Below are 18,593 nucleotides of genomic sequence, written 5' to 3' on the forward strand. Positions count from 1 at the left end.
TGAGCACCGAGCACCACTCGGCTTAGTTTGCCGGTCGCAGCGCTTTAGTCTTAAGCAGCCGGATGACCATCCACGTACCAGCCGTGGCGAAGATTCCTGTCAGCACCACCGCAAGAAAATAGCGGGCAGGGGAATCCGCGTTCATGGGCCATGCGGGGAAGGCGATCAACCACAGCGGGGTTCTAGCGAGGATGTCTCCGCCCAGGGTCACGGAGACGATAGTGCAGACGATGCACAGTGCCAGGCCACTCATGATGCCCAGACGAATCACGATGAGAAGAGAGAATACCGAAATCACATACCCCACCCCAATGGCTAGGGGGAGTTGGATGGCGGTCGCCGAAGCCGGGCTGCCAGAAGCACTAAGCGCGAGCGAAGCGCCCATGCATACTGTGGATACTATCCCGAAAAACCACCAGAGGAGGGCGCTGGAACAATGGCGGGATTCAATGTGACTGAGCGGCCATACCGGCGCGAGTAATGGCCACACCACAACCGGCAGCACACCTGCCCCTACGGGGAGAAGCAGAAAAACAAAGAAGCCCTGGACGTAAGTCGGAGGATAGAAAAGGGCAAGAAATAGCAATGCCAAGGCACTTAACGCCAAGCAGGCGATAACCGCTGGGCTGCACGCCGCCCGGTGGAGACCAACTAGCGCGCCTGCAAAGCGGGGGCGGGCGGTGGCACGCGGTGCTGTGGCCGGGCGCCACGTGGCAGTGGCGCCGCTAAAGGCAGGGGTCGTCTGGCCGCGGCGAGGTAAGGCGAGGCGGCGCAGGCGGCGCGGAGTGACGATGGCCGCATAGATGCCCATTACTGCGAGAAGTAGCGTCAGAGCGAGGGCCGGCAGCGGATTTTCTTGCAGGAGCGGATCGCCTGGATCCAAGGGCACGGAATTTTGATGAATGCGCAGTGAATGAAGCAAGAGTCGCATGGGCCAAGCTGGTGGAAAAACCCACCACGTAGGGCCTTCGACGACCTTGGAAGTCACGCTTAAAACCTGCCAGATAACGCTGAGTATTAGTGTCGCGCCAAGGCCATAGCGCCGCGAGCAGGCAGAGGCAAGGCCAGCAATGCCAACAGCACCGAGGAAAGAATAGAGCCCGGCGAGTGCCACAAGGTGGTGCTGTTCGCGGCCTTGTGCGAACACTACTGCCCAGGACACCCCAAAGTTGAGGAGATGGAACGCGGCCAAGCTGGCGAGCACTACCACCAAGCGTGCAGTGTGTTCGTAGCGAGTAGTGAGGCGGCGCCACCAGGTGCCGCCGCCACGGGCGAGAACCTCTCGGCGCTCTGTAACTGCGGCAAATACCGCAATGAGCGGCGCGTACATGCCGGTGACAAACATAGATTGCCAGCCGAGAACACCGGTAGCATCCTTAGCCGGGGAAGCGAAAGCAGAAAAGACTATGGTCATTAGCGCAAGCGGTAAGGCGAGAAGAGGTAGCCACTGCACAGCGCTGCCGCGGCTGCGTATCAGCTCTGCCGAAAGGTAGCGCTTAAACATCGGCCTCACCACCCGGAGAGGTGAGGCGGAAGAACTCGGACTCCAATTGTCCGCTGGGGGCAAGCTCCTGCAAGGACCCGGAGTAGCGAATGGTGCCCTGAGACAAAATGGTGATGTCGTCGGCCAAATGAAGGACCTCGCCAAGCTGATGAGAGCTGACCACAACAGTGTGGCCGGCTGCTGCCAAGTCTCGCAGCAAAGTACGCAGCTCCACTATGCCCTGTGGATCAAGACCATTTTGAGGTTCATCCAGTAACAAGATTTCCGGATCACCTAGCAAAGCCTGCGCCAATGCCAAGCGGGCCTTCATACCAGTGGAAAAGGACTTGGCCTTCTTGGAACCGACCTCGGTGAGCCCCGCAATGGCTAAAACACGCTCTACCTCAGACTCCGGCAGACCTAGCAAGCGGGTATGTACGCGCAGGTTGGCAGCGGCGGAAAGATGCCCGTAGAAGGCGGGGCCATTCACGGATGCCCCCACATGGTCGAGTACTTCACGTGACCACGGGGCACCAGCCGCGCGTACTATTCCGGAATCTGCCGGCAGCAGGCCAAGGAAGATGGAAAAGAGAGTGGATTTTCCGGCCCCGTTGCGTCCAAGCAAGGCGTGGACGCGGCCAGGGGCAATGCGAAAGTCCACATCCCGCAGCACCACGTGGGAACCAAAGGATTTGGTGACGTGTTCAAAGGAGATCTCAAAACTCATACCGCCCAGTCTCGCGGCAGAGCGCCGCAATAACCTCCGCCTAGGCTATGGACCTTAGCGCGAAGTTCTCCTACCACGGTAGGAGGCTTAGGCGATGCCAGCCTTTTGCGCCAAGAGCACTAGAGCTACGCGGTCGCGTGCAGCCAGTTTGGAAAGCAGAGAGGAAATATGTGTCTTGACAGTCGTATCCGCGATGACCATTTCACGGGCAATTTCCGCGTTGGTGGCACCGCGGGCGATGAGGGCTAAGACTTCTCGTTCGCGACGGGTGACAAGGCTTAAGCCTTGGCGCTCTCGCGCGCTCAGCTGTCCGCGCGCAATTGCGGCGCGGTAGGTCTGCAAGACTGGGCCGGTTACCTTAGCAGCTAGGACCGATTCGCCCTTGGCGACGTCCTGCACAGCCCCCACCAGTACATCTGGGTCGGCGTCTTTGAGGAGAAACCCATGCGCGCCAGCGGCGATAGATTGAGCCACCAAATCATCTTCATTAAATGTAGTGAGCATGATGATTCGGCAGTCAGGCACCCGAGAAAGGATGGCTTGAGTCGCGGCAATGCCGTCCATTCCGGGCATTCGGATATCTAGAATCGCGACGTCAATGCGGTGGCTTATCGCCGCGGTAACGGCTTCGTTGCCGGTGTGCGCGGTGGTAACGACCTCAATATCCTCCTGAGCATTGAGGATCGTGGACAAAGCCGCGACGAGCAGCGCTTGGTCATCGGCAAGCAGTACACGAATCTTAGACACGGTTTTCCTTCTGCAACGGAAGTTCGGCGAGCAGGGTGAATTTTGTGGCATCGCCCCAGCTCTCTAGCTTTCCACCCAATGCGTTGGCACGTTCTTCCACACCGATCAGGCCCACGCCGCTACCTGGGACTTCGCTGGGAGTCGGGGAGGGCGTGGAAGAAATTAGGGTGAGTCGGGCGACGTCGGCAAGCGCAAGCTCCACATCCACCTGGGTTCCTGGGCCCTGGTGGCGCAACGCGTTGGTCAAACCCTCAGAAATGATGCGCACCAACGCCAATTGCGTAAGTGCTGGAGCCTCGTAGGCCTCAGGTATATGCGCGTTAATGTCCAAGCCCGCCGCCCGGAAGCCATCGATAATGCCCTCGATGTGCTCTAGCTGCGTGGTGGGCTCCAGTGAGGTAGGTCCGGTGCTTCGCAGTGCAGTGACGATGCCGCGGACCTCTTCCAAAGCAGAATCCGCGCCATCACGAATACTGGCCAGCGCATCGTGGGCAGCCTCAGTGTTTGCACGAGCGGCAATGATCCCGGCGTTTGCCTGAACCTTGATCAACGTGAGGGAATGAGCGAGTACATCATGCAGCTCCCGTGCGATGAGCAGGCGTTCTTCTTCTTGGGCTTGGCGAAATCGCTCTTGCGCTAGCTGCTCGCGCTGGCGTGCTAAATCGAAGTAGCGCGCAGCTATAAAATATGTGCTGCCTAGAACCGCCCAGTGCACGACCAACATGGCCAAGTAGCGGCGGTCCAGTTGGTAATGCAAAAAGAAAGACTCCGGATCTATGCGCCACATGAATGGCGAAATGAAGGAGCCAAGAATAGTTAGAGCCAGTACCGTGCGGGGAATGGCGCGGCGTGTGACATAGCGGGAGGTGGCATACACCGCCATGGGTGCAGTCAGGGCCCACGGGGTAATTCCCAGGTTAGTGGGAAGCTGGCTCATCCAAGCCATCGCCCAAGCTGCGAGAAGCACGATAAAGCCCGTGGCGCTGAGCACGGGACGGCTCCGCCAGACCCACATAAATGGCAGGAATAGCAACGATAGACCTGCCTGAATAATCTCAATTATGCTGGGATTCTTCGCGGCAGAAATGACATAAAATAGCGCAATGAGCACCGCCACCGCAGTGAGGATTTTATCTCCTAAACGCGCTTCCGCGACGGTGTCAGTGCTCATGATTGAAGATAGTAATACGGCCGGTGCTGCTACTTCTTCTTATCCTTCTTCTTGCCCTTCTTTGAGGTTTTCTTCGCCGTCTTCTGCTCGGACTTGCGCTCCAGCTTGGCTGCTACATCAGGCACATAGCGGAACTCTTCGCGGGCGGGGCGCTCGTAGGTCTCGCCATCAGATTCAGGGCGCTGCGGGATTTCAGGCATCTTGCGCTCGATCTTCTCGTAGGGAATGGTGCTGAGAAGGTGCGAGATGACATTGATACGCGAGCGCTTCTTGTCTTCCGATTCCACGGTGTACCACGGGGCGGTTGGGGTATCGGTGTGAATGAACATGGCATCCTTCGCGCGGGAATAGTCCTCCCAGCGGGTAATGGATTGCAGGTCCATAGGGGAGAGCTTCCAGCGGCGTAGCGGATCATTGCGGCGGGACTCAAAGCGCTTAATCTGCTCCTCATCGGAGACAGAGAACCAGTATTTGCGCAGCATGATGCCGTCTTCTACCAGCATCTGCTCAAAGGTAGGTGCTTGGTGCAGGAAGCGGACGTATTCCTGATCGGTGCAAAAGCCCATGACGCGTTCGACGCCGGCGCGGTTGTACCAGGAGCGGTCAAAGATGACAATTTCGCCCTTCGTTGGCAGCTTTTCCACATAGCGCTGGAAGTACCACTGGCCCTGCTCACGGGAGTTCGGGGCGGGCAGCGCCTCGACGCGGCACGTACGTGGGTTGAGGTACTGGGTGATGCGCTTGATAGCAGAGCCTTTGCCGGCGGCGTCGCGGCCTTCCATGATGATGACGACGCGGGCCCCGGTTTCAACGACCCACTGCTGCATGTCCACGAGTTCTGCCTGAAGGCGCTCGAGTTCCTTCTCGTAGGCCTTCTTGTTGAGTTTCTTAGGGGCTTTACTGCTCTTTGTGCTCATTGTCTCAGCTTAACCGCCGTTGATAGCAGGGGAGAAAACTGCACCGCCCTCGTTGGAGTGAGAATCTGGGCACAGTCTAAGAGCAGGTACAGCCTGGACCGCAGCCTGGTTCGCCGAAAAAAGTTGTATTGGAAATATGCCCCAAGCCCTCAATAGCAATGGTGACATTTTGACCATCTTGAATAAACTGCTGCGGCTCCCGTGCAAATCCAACGCCCTCTGGGGTACCGGTAACGATGACGTCTCCCGGATTGAGCGGGTAAAGCTGCGAGCAAAACTCGATCAGCTCAGCAACTGAAAAGATAAGGTCATCGGTGTTATCGCGCTGCCTTTCTTCGCCGCCCACGGTAGTAGTAAGTAAAGCACCAGAACCAGGTGCCCATTCCTCCGCGGTGGTGAGCCACGGGCCGAAGCCTGCGGTGCGATAGAAGGACTTACCGGCATGGAACTGGCTCGTCTGACGCTGGAAATCGCGCAGCGTGTAGTCATTCATGATGGCATAGCCGGCGACATAGTCGAGCGCCTCATTCCGGTTCACGCGGTGGGCGCGCTCGCCGATGATGACCGCCAATTCTCCTTCATAATCCAGCTTCTGTGTGGCATATTCTGGAATGAAGACATCATCATAGGGGCCGGTGAGGGCATCGGCGAACTTGATGAACAAGGTGGGGTGTTCGGGGAATTCGCGGCCCATTTCGCGGATGTGTTTGGCGTAATTAAGCCCGACGCAGATAATCTTGCCGGGATTCGGGACTACGGCCTCCAAGTCGGCGTGGTCGAAGACCACGGGTTCGCCGGAAAGCTGTGCGGCTTTTCGCCAGTCCTCGCTGCGTAGCAGCTGGCCCACATCCTCATAATCCAATTCGACACCCACGTTATCGCCGTCGATGCGGATAGCGGAAGTGCCAAAGCCGGTGCGGAGGGTAGCCAGTTTCATGGCGACTATCCTACGCGCAGGATCTCATCCACCGAGTTCGCGCAGATAATGGGGATCTCCACCTTTTCCTGCTTTGTCCACGGCTTGAGCACAAACGACGCTGGATCCATACGGCCTGGTGGGCGCCCAATGCCAATCGAAAGGCGCTTATAGTCCTTTGTCCCCAGGGACTTGGTGGTGGAGCGCAAACCATTATGGCCGTGGTCGCCGCCGCCGTCGCGGAGTTTAATGGTGCCGAAATCGAGCTCCAGTTCATCGTGGACGACGATGATATCGGCGGCGGAGAGATGAAAATATTGGCTTAGGGCTTTGATCGGCCCGCCGGAGAGGTTCATGAAAGACCGTGGCTTAGCACAGATAATCTTGCGGCCACCTGTCATGCCCTCGGCGACCTCGGTATTGGTCTTCTTGTGCACCGAAAAGCTGCTCTTGAGCTCGCCAGCGAGTTCTACAGCTACATCGAAGCCGATATTGTGGCGGGTTCCTGCGTACCTGGGGCCAGGGTTACCAAGGCCTACTACGAGAAGTGGAGTCACGCGCTCAATTGTCTCATACAGCGAAAGGAAAACGGCGAAACCGCCGCGAGGTGTATTTCTCACGGCGGTTTACGTACAGGAAGGGGAAGGGACTACTCCTCTTCAGAGTCAGAGGACTTTTCGTCCTCATCTGCGGACTCGGCACCAGCGTCAGCGCCGCCTTCCTCAGCAGCCTCGGCTGCTTCCTCGAGCTCCTCATCAACCTCAGGCAGGGAGATGGAGACGATAACGGTGTCTTCCTCTGCCACCAGGGTGGTGTCTTCCGGCATGGTGACATCGGCGGCGGTGATAACCGCGCCCTCCTCGAGGCCCTCGATGGAAACCTCGAGCTCCTCCGGAATGTTCAGTACGTCTGCCTCAACCAGCAGTACGTCAGCATCCTGGATGTGCATAGTGCCTGGGGCTGGCTCGCCGGTCAAGGTAACCGGAACCTCAACCTCAACCTTCTCGCCACGCTTAATAGCAAGCAGGTCAACGTGGTCGATATCGAAGGTCAGGACGTTCTGATCAACGTGCTTAACCATGGTCAGGTACTGCTCACCGTCGATCTCCAGCTCCAAAACGGCGTTGACACCGTTGTTGCGGACGAGGGACTGAATGTCCAGCAGCGGAACTGCGAAGTGAACCGGCTCCTGGTGGGCACCGTAGATGACGCCTGGGACCTTCCAGTCGCGGCGCAGGCGGCGTGCGACACCCTTGCCAAACTCGGTACGTGCTTCAGCCTTGATTACTGGGCGCTGTGCCATGCTTCATTCTCCTTAGTCAAAGTAGTGCGGCGCGGCCAACGCGATAAAACGACGAAAGCCTGCCGATGGACGTCTTGGACGAGTCATCGCAGGCGTATATAAAAGCAACGTGCTCTAACTTCAATCGCGTCGATAACGGCTTCCTCATCCTGAGGTCGCCCTCGCCGAGACTGGGTTAGATTAGCACGCGTACCGTTAGCAAATCAAAAGCCGCCGAAGTAAATTCTCGGCGGCTAGTGATAGTAGATCATGTTTAGGCGCGGTCAAACAGGGTGGTTACAGAACCATTCTCGAAGATCTCGTGGATGGTCTGTGCCAAAAGCGGTGCAATGGACAGCACCGTGAGGTTGGACCAGCCCTCGGTGGACTGCGGCAGAGTATCGGTGGTGATAACTTCCTCTGCACCGCACTCAGACAGGCGCTCGCGGGCGGGATCGGAAAAGACGCCGTGGGTGCAGGCAATGATGACCTTCTTGGCACCGGCGTCCTTCAGCACGCGCACGGCGCCGGCAATGGTGCCGCCGGTGTCAATCATGTCGTCGAGAAGCACGCAATCCTTGCCCTCAACATCGCCTACTACGCGGTTGGATACCGTCTTATTGGCCTCGGTATTGGAGCGGGTCTTGTGTACGAAGGCCAGCGGGGCATCGCCCAAGTCATGGGCCCACTTTTCCGCAACCTTTACGCGGCCGGCATCCGGGGAGACAACCGTGATGTTATCGGTGGCGTACTTGGACTTGATGTAATCGGTCAGGATGGGCTGAGCATGCATGTGATCAACCGGGCCATCGAAGAAGCCCTGAATCTGATCGGTGTGCAGGTCCACGGAGACGATGCGGTCCGCGCCGGCTGCCTGCAGTAGGTCTGCCACTAGGCGAGCGGAAATCGGCTCGCGGCCCAAGTGCTTCTTATCCTGGCGTGCATATGGGTAGAAGGGCAGGATGGCAGTGATGCGCTTCGCGGAGCCGCGCTTGAGAGCGTCAATCATGATGAGCTGCTCCACCAGCCACTTATTGAGCGGCTGAGTGTGCGACTGCATTACGAAACAGTCTGCACCACGCACGGACTCTTCAAAGCGGATGAAGATTTCGCCGTTAGCGAAATCGCGGGCGGTAGTAGGAACCAGATCCGTCTTCAGCTCCTTAGCCACAGCCTCCGCCAGCTCTGGGTGTGCACGCCCAGAGAAGAGCTTCATGTTTTTGCTGCTACCAGTTACCTTGCCAGTCATGGGAGAATATGCCCCTTACTTTTCGTTGTCCTGCGCACGGGCTGCGGCCTCAGCCGCGGGAGTACCCGGACGCTTCTTTTGAACCCAGCCCTCGATGTTGCGCTGTTTGCCACCGGAGACTGCGAGTGCTCCCGCAGGAACATCGTCCTTAATTACTGTACCCGCACCGGAGTACGCGCCATCACCGACATTGACCGGAGCGATAAACATTGTGTCAGAACCGGTGCGCACGTGGCTGCCGATGGTGGTGTGGTGCTTGTTTACTCCGTCGTAGTTTACAAAGACGGAAGAGGCGCCAATATTGGACTGCTCGCCCACGGTGGCATCGCCGATATAGGTCAGGTGCGGCACCTTGGAGCCGCGACCAATTTGCGCATTCTTTGCCTCTACGAAGCCGCCGAGCTTTCCGTCCTCGCCCACCACGGTCTTCGGGCGGATATAGGTAAACGGGCCGACCTGAGCGTTGGTGCCGATGACAGAATCGCTGCCATGAGTGCGCACGACGGAAGCACCTTCGCCCACTTGCATATTGGTCAGGGTGGTATCGGGGCCAATCTCGGCATTATCGGCGATGCTGGTCGCTTCCCACAGCTGGGTGCCGGGGTGAATGATGACATCGGAGCCCACGGTGACATTGACACCAATCCAGGTGGTCTCCGGATCTACGATGGTGGCTCCGCCGCGCATCGCCTTTTCCACCATGCGTCGGTTGAGCTCGCGGCCGGCAGCGGCGAGCTGCACGCGGTCATTGACGCCCGCCAGTTCGGCCGGATCCGCTGCCACATGCGCGCCGACGCCGTGTCCAGCGGTGCGGGCGATCTCGAGCACATCGGTGATGTATAGCTCGCCTTGGGCGTTATTGGAGTCGAGCTTCTGGAGGGCGTCGGCAAGCACGCGGCCGTCAAAAGCGAAGACGCCGGAGTTGACCTCATCGACTCGGCGCTGCTCTTCGGAGGCGTCCTTTTGCTCGACAATGGCGGACACGCTGCCGTCCTCAGCGCGGATGATACGGCCGTAGCCGGTGGGATCCTCTAAGCGCATGGATAGCACCGTTACCGCATTGCCCTGCTCGGTGTGGGTAGCGCGCAGGCCCTCGATGGTCTCTGGGGTAAGTAGCGGTACGTCGCCATTAGTGACGATGATGGTGCCCTCAAACTCCGGAATCGGCTCCAAGCCGCAGGCCACTGCGTGGCCGGTGCCCAGCTGTTCTTCCTGTACTGCCTGCAGCACCTCGCAGTCCAGCTCCTGGGAGATGGCATCCACAGCGGGGGAGACCTGGTCGCGTTGGTGGCCTACCACCGTGACAATGCGTTCCGGATTAATCCCGGCCGCGGCATGCAGAGCGTGGCCGAGCAAGCTGCGCCCGCCAATCTCGTGCAAGGTCTTTTGCTTGGTGGATTTCATGCGGGTGCCGGCACCAGCCGCAAGGACGACTACGGCACACGGGGTTGTTGCTACCACGGGTTTTTGAGCTCCTGGGGGTCGAGTCTAATTCTTATTCGGACTACATCCTATAGCCCGAGTGCGATTTATGTGTGAGAAACCTCTTTCAGGCTGCGGGCGCGCCACACCCCGAGAAAGCCGATGAGGGCGAGGAATAGCAGGGCCGCCTCTGGCCCGGCCAGCGCCACCACGGAGGAAATGCCACCGACGACGAGCAAGATGATGCCCATCATCGTATTAGCCGCACCTACGTACTGGGTGCGCTTATCGCCACCGGCCATATCCACCACGTAGGTCTTTCGCGCCACTCGAATGGCCGTGTGCGCCAGATTCACGGCGAAAAAGCCAATGGGCATGACCCAGGCATTGACCCCATCTGGGGCCCAATGTGAGCTGGCGACCAAGAGCACCAGCACGATGGAAGCCACGGCCGCTCCCACCGCCATGGTGTTTTTGGAGGACTTATCGGAATACACCCCGGAGATTCGCCCGCCCACCAGCGAGGCTAGCCCCGAGGCAAGCACGAATCCGTAGAGCCCGGACAGGTTGGTGCTAAGCAGCACGATAAAAGAAGTTGAAAGCGCCGATACCAACAGCAGCGCGCGGACGATGACAAAGTTGCGAAATTGTCCGTCGCTAGTAAAAAGCTGCCAGGTATCTTTCCACCACTGCTTATCGATGCCCCCTTCGGTTTCCTCTGGCACCGGCTCATCCACGCCCGAAAATACCCACGCGGCGATGGCCCACGTGGCCGCGCCAACGCCGAGGACCGTGCCCATCATGGGGATACTGAGCTCGCCCAAAAAGTAAAGGATAACGCCGGTCAGCAGGGTAGCGCCGCCTCCGAGCGCTGCCGCGCTGCCGGTTACTCGGCCACGCGCACCCTTGGAAATCGTGCGCGCCTGTACGTCCTTGCCCGCAATCGAGCACAGTGCGCGGAAAAGCGAAAGCGCCGCTAGGGCCACCAGTGTTACTACTCCCAGTGCTGTCCCACGAAGGAAGAATGCTGCTAGCGCGATGACCGCGGCGGATATCGCTTGGCCCAGCGAACCGATAATCCACAGGCGCTTACGGGCCCTATGCGTGGTCACCCACGGGGTCAGTGCCGCCTGCGGCAGCATCGAACCAGATTCGCGAATAGGGGTGAGCAAACCGGCGAAGAAGGCAGGCACGCCGGCTGCACTAAAAAGCGCTGGCAGCACCGTCTTGGCCGCCACAATCTGATCGCCCAAATTTTGCAGGCCATTGGACCAGATGAAATACCGGGCATTGGATTGAGACATGAGAAATTCGATCTTTCAGAGAAATGAGTTGGTTAAATTAAAGCCATGCTGACACGCCGGAGACTAAAACACGGCCGCAGTCACGCCGAAATTCTACCCGCGCGGCAGGAGGCCTAAGAATCATGCATGATGTTGATCCCCTCATCAATTCCCTCTATCAAGCCTTTGACCTCCTTGGCGTGGTGCTGAACGGCATCATTGGTGGCACCATTGCCCGCCGACGCGAATTCGACATCGTGGGTTTTGTATTCCTCGCCCTCTTTTCTGGGCTGGCCGGTGGCATGATTCGTGACATGCTCATCGCAGATGGGGCAGCGGCTGCGATTTCAGATCCGTGGTACCTCGGACTCGCCTGTGGAGGAGCCCTCGTTGCGTTTCTTATCGATCTTAAGGGCAAGGCATGGGAGCTTTTCCGCGAACATGGTGATGCCATCATCCTCGGCGTGTGGTCCACTACCGGTTGCGTCAAAGCACTCACGCACGGCATGCCACTTATTCCCTGCGTTTTCCTTGGCGTGCTTACCGCGGTGGGCGGCGGAATGGTTCGCGACGTAGCTTCTGGGCAAATCCCCTCTATCTTCGGCGGCAGCCCTCTTTATGCCGTGCCGTCCATCCTGACCGGCATCGTTATGGTGACCTTCGCCCACAACGGGCATTTTGCCCTCGGCATGATCATTTCCCCCATCGTCGGAAGCGGCATGGCCATCTTGTCTTATTGGCGCGGCTGGGTGTTGCCCCGCGCTGGTGTAGCCCCCGTTAATTACACCGCGGCCCAGGTGGCTGCGATTGCGAAGAAAGCCGAGCTCAAAGGCTTTCGACGCGGCAGGAAGAAAAACTAAAAAAGCTTCCCCACCAGGACTCGAACCTAGAATGACGGTACCAAAAACCGCAGTGTTGCCGATTACACCATGGGGAAACACAGCAAATTGCTGTAGACATAGCGTACCTGACGCACCCGGGTAAATCACAAATTGCGGGGCGAGGGATAGGGTAGAAGGTATGGCTCGACAAAGGATGACCGGCCGAGAACGGCGCGAACAACTCATTTCCATCGGACGCACCGCATTTGCGGAACTAGGGGTTGAAGGGGCCAGTGTCGAAGAGATCGCGGCTCGCGCCGGGGTATCCAAGCCCGTTGTCTATGAGCACTTTGGGGGTAAGGAAGGCCTCTATGCGGTCGTTGTTGACCGCGAGATGTTGGCACTGGAAAAGGTCATTACTGATTCTTTGGAAAACGGCAGCTGGCGCGAGCGCATCGAGCAGGCCGTGATGGCCATCTTGACCTATGTTGAGGAAGAAACCGATGGATTTCTCATTCTGGTGCGCGATGCCAAGCCAGGCGATGAACGCAGTTTCTCTACGCTGTTAAATTCCGCGGTAGGCCAGGTGTCTTATATTTTGCGAGAAGCGTTTGAACACCGTGGTATCCAGCCGGATTTGGCGGATATTTATGGCCAAGCGCTGGTAGGAATGGTATCTACCACGGCGCAATGGTGGTTAGATGAGCGCAACCCGGACAAGGAAGTCGTCGCCACGCATATTGTCAATCTATGCTGGAATGGTTTGTCCGGTATGGAAATAAAGCCCAAGCTAGGAGGCAAATAGATGGCGACCCCAATGCTGGCCGGCTTGCTCAAGGTAGCAGCCTCGGACCCCAAGCTTAAGGGCATGATTTCTCATGTGGGGGAAGACCTCCACATCACAGGTTTGGATCAGTCTCGGCCGTGGGCCTTGGGAACTTTGGCCCATCACGCCCCGGTGCTGGTGGTGACCGCCACCAGCCGCGAGGCGGAAGACCTTAGCGCAGAGCTTACGGCGATGCTGGGGGAGAAGGTGGCCATGTTTCCCGCGTGGGAGACCTTGCCGCACGAGCGGTTGAGCCCTGGCGTAGACATCATCGGCCGCCGCGCCCAGGTTTTGCACAACTTGGACAATGTGCAGGTCATCGTCACCGCTGCCCGCGGGCTGTCCCAGCCTATCCTCAAGGAAGTGGAAGGTCGTGCTCCCATTCACCTCGAAGAAGACCATGAGTATGACTTCGATGAGGTGGTCCGTGAGCTTGAGTTCCGCGCCTATAAACACGTAGACATGGTGGCCAAGCGCGGCGAGTACGCCACTCGAGGTGGCATTATCGATATTTTCCCCACCACGCTGGATTATCCGGTCCGCGTTGAGTTTTGGGGCGATGAGATTACCGATATTCGCCAATTTTCCGTAGCTGACCAGCGCACCATCCCGGAAATCGAGGTCGGCCGTGTAGATGTTTTCCCGGCCCGCGAGCTTCCTATTACGGATGCCATCGCTGAACGCGCGGCCGACCTTGCCGTCAAGCACCCCGGTAATCCCGCCTTGGTGGAGCTTTTGACCAAGGTGAGCGAGCACATTCCGGCCGAAGGCATGGAGGCGCTTTTGCCCGTGCTTTCCGACGCCCCCATGATCACCCTCCCCGAATTCCTCCGCCCCACCACTCACGTGGTGATGGTCGGCCCGGAAAAGATTCGTCGCCGCGTCGCGGATTTAGAAAAGACCGATGCTGAGTTCCTCGCCGCTGGCTGGGAAGCCGCGGCCATGGGTGCTGATGGCCCATTGGCCACCGAAGGACTCGATACCGAGGCCGCGAGCTACCGCTCCTATGAATCGCTCGAGGTTTCCATCGGCGAGTCCGACCTGCCGCTGTGGACTTTTTCCCCACCGGGAATGCTTGCCGCCCCAGAAGAAGAGACCCTCCCACTCGAATTCGAGCCAGGGCCCACCCCGCGCGGCAATATCGAAGAAATCGATGCCATGATGGCCCAACTCCTCGCGCATACCAACGCCGGGGGCCGTGCGGCCTTCATCGCTCCGGCACAGGGCGCTATCAAGCGCATGGTGGATCGCTTCGCGGAAAAGGGCATCCGCACTAAGGTTGCTACCCCTGGCTGGGAGCCCACCGCCGGAGAAGTCACCCTCTATCAGGCGCTAAGCCATGCTGGATTGGTGTTCCCCAAGGTGAAAAAGCCTAAGGACGCCGAGGCCCTCCCGCTGGTTGTCGTCACCGAAACCGATCTGACCGGCAACCGCGTAGGCGATATCGCCGAAGCGAAGCGGCGCCCCGCCAAGCGCCGCAATAAGGTCGATCCGCTTGCCCTAAAACAGGGCGATTTTGTGGTGCACGAAACCCACGGCATTGGCAAATTCTTAAAGATGGCCGAACGCACCATCCAGTCCGGCGATGAGACCAGCCGCCGCGAATATATCGTGCTCGAATACGCACCCTCGAAACGTGGCCAGCCCGCCGACCAGCTCTGGGTCCCCATGGACTCTCTGGATTTGCTGAGCAAGTACACCGGCGGCGAATCGCCCCACCTGTCTAAGATGGGCGGCTCCGATTGGAAGAACACCAAGAAGAAGGCGCGCGCCGCAGTACGCGAAATTGCGGGCGAACTCGTTGAGCTTTATGCCAAGCGACAAGCAGCACCCGGCCACCAATTCGCCCCTGACAATCCGTGGCAGGCGGAGATGGAGGATAATTTCCCCTTCGTCGAAACCGAAGACCAGATGCTTGCAATCGACGCCGTCAAACAAGACATGGAATCTACGGTGCCGATGGACCGCGTCGTCGTCGGCGATGTGGGCTATGGCAAGACCGAGGTGGCCATCCGCGCTGCTTTCAAGGCCGTACAAGACGGCATGCAGGTGGCCGTTTTGGTGCCTACCACGCTGTTGGCGCAGCAGCACTTTGATACTTTCAGCGAGCGCATGACCGGCTTCCCTGTCAAGATCGAGGTGCTCTCGCGCTTTACCTCGAAGAAAGAAGCCAAAGACATCTTTAAGGGCTTGGCCGATGGCAGCGTCGATATCGTCGTTGGCACGCATCGCCTCCTGCAGACCGGTGTGCACTGGAAGAACCTTGGTCTCATCGTCGTAGACGAGGAGCAGCGCTTTGGTGTGGAGCACAAGGAACATATCAAGGCTCTTAAAGCCAGTGTGGACGTGCTCACCATGTCCGCTACACCTATTCCGCGCACCTTGGAGATGTCCATGGCGGGCATTCGCGAGATGTCTACCATCCTTACCCCGCCGGAAGACCGCCACCCCGTGCTGACCTACGTCGGTGCCTATGAAGACAAGCAGGTCGCCGCGGCCATCCGCCGCGAGCTGCTGCGCGATGGTCAAACCTTCTTCATCCACAATAAGGTCTCTGATATTGAAAAGAAGGCCCGCGAGCTGCGTGACTTGGTACCTGAGGCTCGCGTCGTCGTCGCGCACGGCCAGATGAACGAGGAAGTGCTGGAGCAGACCGTCCAAGGCTTCTGGGACCGCGAATATGATGTCCTTGTGTGTACCACCATCGTGGAAACCGGCCTGGACATTGCTAATGCCAATACCCTCATTGTGGAAAACGCCCACCATATGGGCCTGTCCCAGCTACACCAGTTGCGTGGGCGCGTGGGTCGTTCCCGTGAGCGCGGCTATGCCTACTTCCTGTATCCGAAGGGCGCTACGCTTACGGAAACCTCTTATGACCGCCTTGCCACCATCGCTCAGAATAATGACCTTGGTGCAGGCATGGCAGTAGCCATGAAGGATTTGGAGATGCGTGGTGCCGGTAACGTGCTCGGTGCCCAGCAGTCCGGCCACATTGCCGGCGTTGGCTTCGACCTTTACGTCCGCCTTGTTGGCGAGGCGGTAGAAACCTTCAAATCTCTCGCTCGCGGCGAAGCTCCTACCGTGACGGATGAGGGGCCGAAAGAAATCCGTATCGATCTCCCCGTGGACGCGCATATCCCGGAGGCTTATATCGATTCCGAGCGCCTGCGCCTGGAGGTCTACCGCAAGCTTGCAGCCTCGCAAGATAACGATGACCTCAAGGCCGTCATTGAGGAAATGGAAGACCGCTTTGGCCCGCTGCCACAGGAGGTCTTACGCTTACTGTCCGTCGCTCGCCTGCGTCACCAAGCGCGCCGCGCCGGGGTATCGGATATTACTGTGCAGGGTACTCGCATCAAGTTCCACCCAGTGGAGCTGCCGGATTCCAAGCAGGTGCGCCTCAAGCGTTTGTATCCAGGATCCAGCTTCCGCGCGGCGGCGAAGGCCATCAACGTGCCATTCCCCAAGGCGGGGCGCAATGTTACCTCGCCGAAGCTGCGCGATACCGAGCTCATTCAGTGGGCGGCGGATTTCCTAAGCGCGCTTTTCGACGTCGCTCCCGTCAACGTCAGCGGCGCCCAGCCCAGCTCCTCGAACGTGGTGAGCGTAGGGGAGTAGCTAGAGCGTGAGCCAGCCGGTGCTCAAGCCCCAAATGGCGGCGGCGGCACCGGCCAAGACAATGGCCACCACGCACCACTCGAACGTGTTAAAAATGCGTTCCTTCTTCCACAAACGGGTACCGACATAGGGGATAAGGCCGGGTACCACGGCCAGCGCGCCGAGCAGGACGTAGACGGGGTCGGCCGCGTAAATCAGCCACAGGGAATAGATGAACGCGAGCAAAGAGATCATCAAATGCTTGCGATTTTCCTTGCGGCTTACCTCTGGTCCGGAAAGATCGAACTTGATGCCCGCCTGCGGGTGAGACAGCCCCTTGCCACGCAACGTCAGAAGCAATAGGTACAGGGAAGAAAAGATATACGGCAGCAGATACATGATGGTCGCTAGCTGCACCATGGCGTTATAGGACGCCTCGTTGAGGTAGAAGACGATGATGAACAGCTGGATAGACATCGTGGAAATCAGCTGCGCTACCCACGGCGCACCGGCTACGTTGATGGTGCCGATGCGCCGGGGAATGAGGCCGTCGATGGCCATCATCACGATGGGCTCGGCGCACAACATTTGCCAGGACACGTAGGCGCCCAGAACGGACAAGCACAGTCCGATGGAGATGAGGGCGCCGCCCCAGGGGCCGGTGACTTCGGTCAGCACGGACGCCATAGAATTATCTGGCAGCGCGGCCAATTCTTCCTTGGTCATGACGCCAAAGCTCAAGGTGGACACAGAGACCAACAGTGCCAACACGGAAAAGAAGCCGATCACGGTCGCGCGGCCGACATCGGTGCGCTTGGAGGCTTGCTTGGAATACACGGATGCTCCCTCCACGCCAATGAAGACCCACACGGTAAAGAGCATGATTCCTTGGACTTGCTCGAAGACGCTGGCCTCAGAAGCGCGTCCCCAGAAATCCACGGTGAATTTATCCCAGCTGAACCCGAGGAAAGCAATGAGCACCACGAAAGCCAAGATGGGCACGATCTTGGCAATCGTGGTGATGAGGTTCATGAAGGCGGCCTGCTTGATGCCGCGGGCGAGTACCGCGAAAATTCCCCACGACAAAAGGGAGACGGCGATGGCGGAGGACCAGTAATGGTCGGCGTCGAAAAGCGGCAGGTAATGGCCCAGCGTATTGAAAAAGAGGGTGGCATATCCCACCTGCGCCATAACGGAGCCCAGCCAGTAACCCCAGCCTGAGGTAAAACCAATAAAATCGCCGAGGCCGGCGCGTACATAGGAATAGACACCAGAATCAAGGTGCGGCTTGCGGCGGGCCAAAATCTGGAACACAAAAGCCACAGAGAGCATGCCGACGCCCGCTACCAGCCAGCCAATGAGCATCGCGCCTGGGCCGGCAACGGAGGCAATGTTTTGCGGCAGCGAGAAAATACCCGCGCCAACGGTGGAACCGATAATGAGCGCGACGAGGGTCCACAACGTCACGGAGTGGGATTTATTCTGGCTGGAGGTCATTGGCCTAAAATACCTTGAATAGCCCCATAATGGGAACTCGGGCTAGACTTTGTGCACATGACTGTGCTGTTGCTCGATGAACGTTGGCCCACGATGATCCCCATGCAAGCACACGGGAAGCTACGCGGCCCCGTTTACTTCACCGGTGAAGTTCCGGTTTCCGTGCGGTGGAACTTTTCCGATCTCCTCGTAGGGGAAGATTCCATCGGAACCTTAGTCAGCACCGACGAATGTGATCCTGAAACCCGCGCTCGCATAGCTACTGGGGAGTCGGTCATTCGGGCCGAATCCCTCGCGGATCCTGTCATGCAGGCGCGCCAGACTATGGCCACTGCGCGGCGCATTGGTGAATGGGAGCGTGAACAAACCCATGCCTCCCTTTTGCCCTACCTTGAGGAAGAGTCCGCCGAATTCGCCGCGGCCGTACGCAACCGTGAGCCGGAAAGCGAGATTCTCAAGGAACTGGGCGATATCTTCCTGCAGGTCCTTTTCCATGCGGAAATCTCTGCCTTTTCGCTTGACGACGTCGCCCAGAGCTTCGTCACCAAAATGCGCGCCCGCGCCCCTTACCTTTTTGATGGCACCACTGAGATAGTCGATGTTGACACGCAAGAGCGGCTGTGGCGCGCAGGCAAAGGAGATGTAGGATAGC

16 protein-coding genes are annotated in these 18,593 nt (G+C 58.5%); 4 read left to right on the plus strand and 12 right to left on the minus strand.

All coding sequences use genetic code 11. The annotated features are described in order from the left end of the window. Window positions 1–22: 22 nt before the first annotated feature. The 11 genes from MHK05_RS05260 to MHK05_RS05310 all read right to left on the minus strand — a co-directional run bounded on the left by MHK05_RS05260 (window position 23) and on the right by MHK05_RS05310 (window position 11,218). The gene (locus MHK05_RS05260; RefSeq protein ID WP_239205298.1) at window positions 23–1,414 is read right to left on the minus strand and encodes an ABC-2 family transporter permease; all 1,392 of its coding nucleotides are present in this window, start codon (window positions 1,412–1,414) and stop codon (window positions 23–25) included. 82 nt (window positions 1,415–1,496) lie between these two features. After that, the gene (locus tag MHK05_RS05265; protein WP_239205299.1) at window positions 1,497–2,210 is read right to left on the minus strand and encodes an ATP-binding cassette domain-containing protein; all 714 of its coding nucleotides are present in this window, start codon (window positions 2,208–2,210) and stop codon (window positions 1,497–1,499) included. A gap of 87 nt (window positions 2,211–2,297) precedes the next feature. Continuing rightward, on the minus strand, window positions 2,298–2,957 hold the full coding sequence (locus MHK05_RS05270; RefSeq protein WP_239205300.1) for a response regulator: 660 nt from the start codon (window positions 2,955–2,957) through the stop codon (window positions 2,298–2,300). Further along, complete coding sequence (locus MHK05_RS05275; RefSeq protein WP_200287868.1) at window positions 2,950–4,128, minus strand: sensor histidine kinase; 1,179 nt, start codon at window positions 4,126–4,128, stop codon at window positions 2,950–2,952. Before MHK05_RS05275 ends, MHK05_RS05270 begins: the two co-directional genes overlap by 8 nt. A gap of 29 nt (window positions 4,129–4,157) precedes the next feature. After that, window positions 4,158–5,045 carry a polyphosphate kinase 2 gene (ppk2, locus tag MHK05_RS05280; protein ID WP_086588148.1) on the minus strand — a complete coding sequence of 296 codons (888 nt, stop codon included), beginning with the start codon at window positions 5,043–5,045 and terminating at the stop codon, window positions 4,158–4,160. Between the two features lie 76 nt (window positions 5,046–5,121). Beyond that, window positions 5,122–5,982, minus strand: a complete 861-nt coding sequence (locus tag MHK05_RS05285) for a fumarylacetoacetate hydrolase family protein (protein ID WP_239205301.1) — start codon at window positions 5,980–5,982, stop codon at window positions 5,122–5,124. A gap of 5 nt (window positions 5,983–5,987) precedes the next feature. Continuing rightward, window positions 5,988–6,518, minus strand: a complete 531-nt coding sequence (pth, locus tag MHK05_RS05290) for an aminoacyl-tRNA hydrolase (RefSeq protein ID WP_239205302.1) — start codon at window positions 6,516–6,518, stop codon at window positions 5,988–5,990. Between the two features lie 92 nt (window positions 6,519–6,610). Further along, complete coding sequence (locus MHK05_RS05295; protein ID WP_239205303.1) at window positions 6,611–7,264, minus strand: 50S ribosomal protein L25/general stress protein Ctc; 654 nt, start codon at window positions 7,262–7,264, stop codon at window positions 6,611–6,613. Window positions 7,265–7,517: 253 nt separating this feature from the next. Beyond that, the gene (locus MHK05_RS05300; RefSeq protein WP_005323655.1) at window positions 7,518–8,492 is read right to left on the minus strand and encodes a ribose-phosphate diphosphokinase; all 975 of its coding nucleotides are present in this window, start codon (window positions 8,490–8,492) and stop codon (window positions 7,518–7,520) included. Between the two features lie 15 nt (window positions 8,493–8,507). Then, window positions 8,508–9,953, minus strand: coding sequence for a bifunctional UDP-N-acetylglucosamine diphosphorylase/glucosamine-1-phosphate N-acetyltransferase GlmU (glmU, locus tag MHK05_RS05305; protein ID WP_324291861.1), 1,446 nt, complete (start codon window positions 9,951–9,953; stop codon window positions 8,508–8,510). Window positions 9,954–10,021: 68 nt separating this feature from the next. Continuing rightward, window positions 10,022–11,218 carry an MFS transporter gene (locus MHK05_RS05310; protein ID WP_239205304.1) on the minus strand — a complete coding sequence of 399 codons (1,197 nt, stop codon included), beginning with the start codon at window positions 11,216–11,218 and terminating at the stop codon, window positions 10,022–10,024. A 122-nt stretch (window positions 11,219–11,340) separates the two neighbouring features. Between MHK05_RS05310 and MHK05_RS05315 the strand changes: the two genes are divergently transcribed. From MHK05_RS05315 to mfd, 3 genes are all read left to right on the plus strand, one after another. Next, window positions 11,341–12,057: a trimeric intracellular cation channel family protein gene (locus tag MHK05_RS05315; RefSeq protein ID WP_239205305.1), complete on the plus strand. Its 717-nt coding sequence runs from the start codon at window positions 11,341–11,343 to the stop codon at window positions 12,055–12,057. Between the two features lie 160 nt (window positions 12,058–12,217). Next, entirely contained in the window at window positions 12,218–12,823 is a 606-nt protein-coding gene (locus MHK05_RS05320; protein WP_239205306.1) for a TetR/AcrR family transcriptional regulator, read from the plus strand. Further along, window positions 12,824–16,465, plus strand: coding sequence for a transcription-repair coupling factor (mfd, locus tag MHK05_RS05325; RefSeq protein ID WP_239205307.1), 3,642 nt, complete (start codon window positions 12,824–12,826; stop codon window positions 16,463–16,465). Here the strand turns inward: mfd and MHK05_RS05330 are convergent, their stop codons facing one another. After that, the gene (locus MHK05_RS05330) at window positions 16,466–17,941 is read right to left on the minus strand and encodes an amino acid permease (RefSeq protein WP_239205308.1); all 1,476 of its coding nucleotides are present in this window, start codon (window positions 17,939–17,941) and stop codon (window positions 16,466–16,468) included. 57 nt (window positions 17,942–17,998) lie between these two features. Here MHK05_RS05330 and MHK05_RS05335 point away from each other — a divergent pair, with 57 nt between their 5' ends. Further along, the gene (locus MHK05_RS05335) at window positions 17,999–18,592 is read left to right on the plus strand and encodes a MazG nucleotide pyrophosphohydrolase domain-containing protein (protein WP_239205309.1); all 594 of its coding nucleotides are present in this window, start codon (window positions 17,999–18,001) and stop codon (window positions 18,590–18,592) included. The last annotated feature ends 1 nt before the right edge of the window (window position 18,593 follow it).

It is taken from the genome of Corynebacterium nasorum (assembly GCF_022347325.1).
In the GTDB taxonomy this organism is placed as follows: domain Bacteria; phylum Actinomycetota; class Actinomycetes; order Mycobacteriales; family Mycobacteriaceae; genus Corynebacterium; species Corynebacterium kefirresidentii.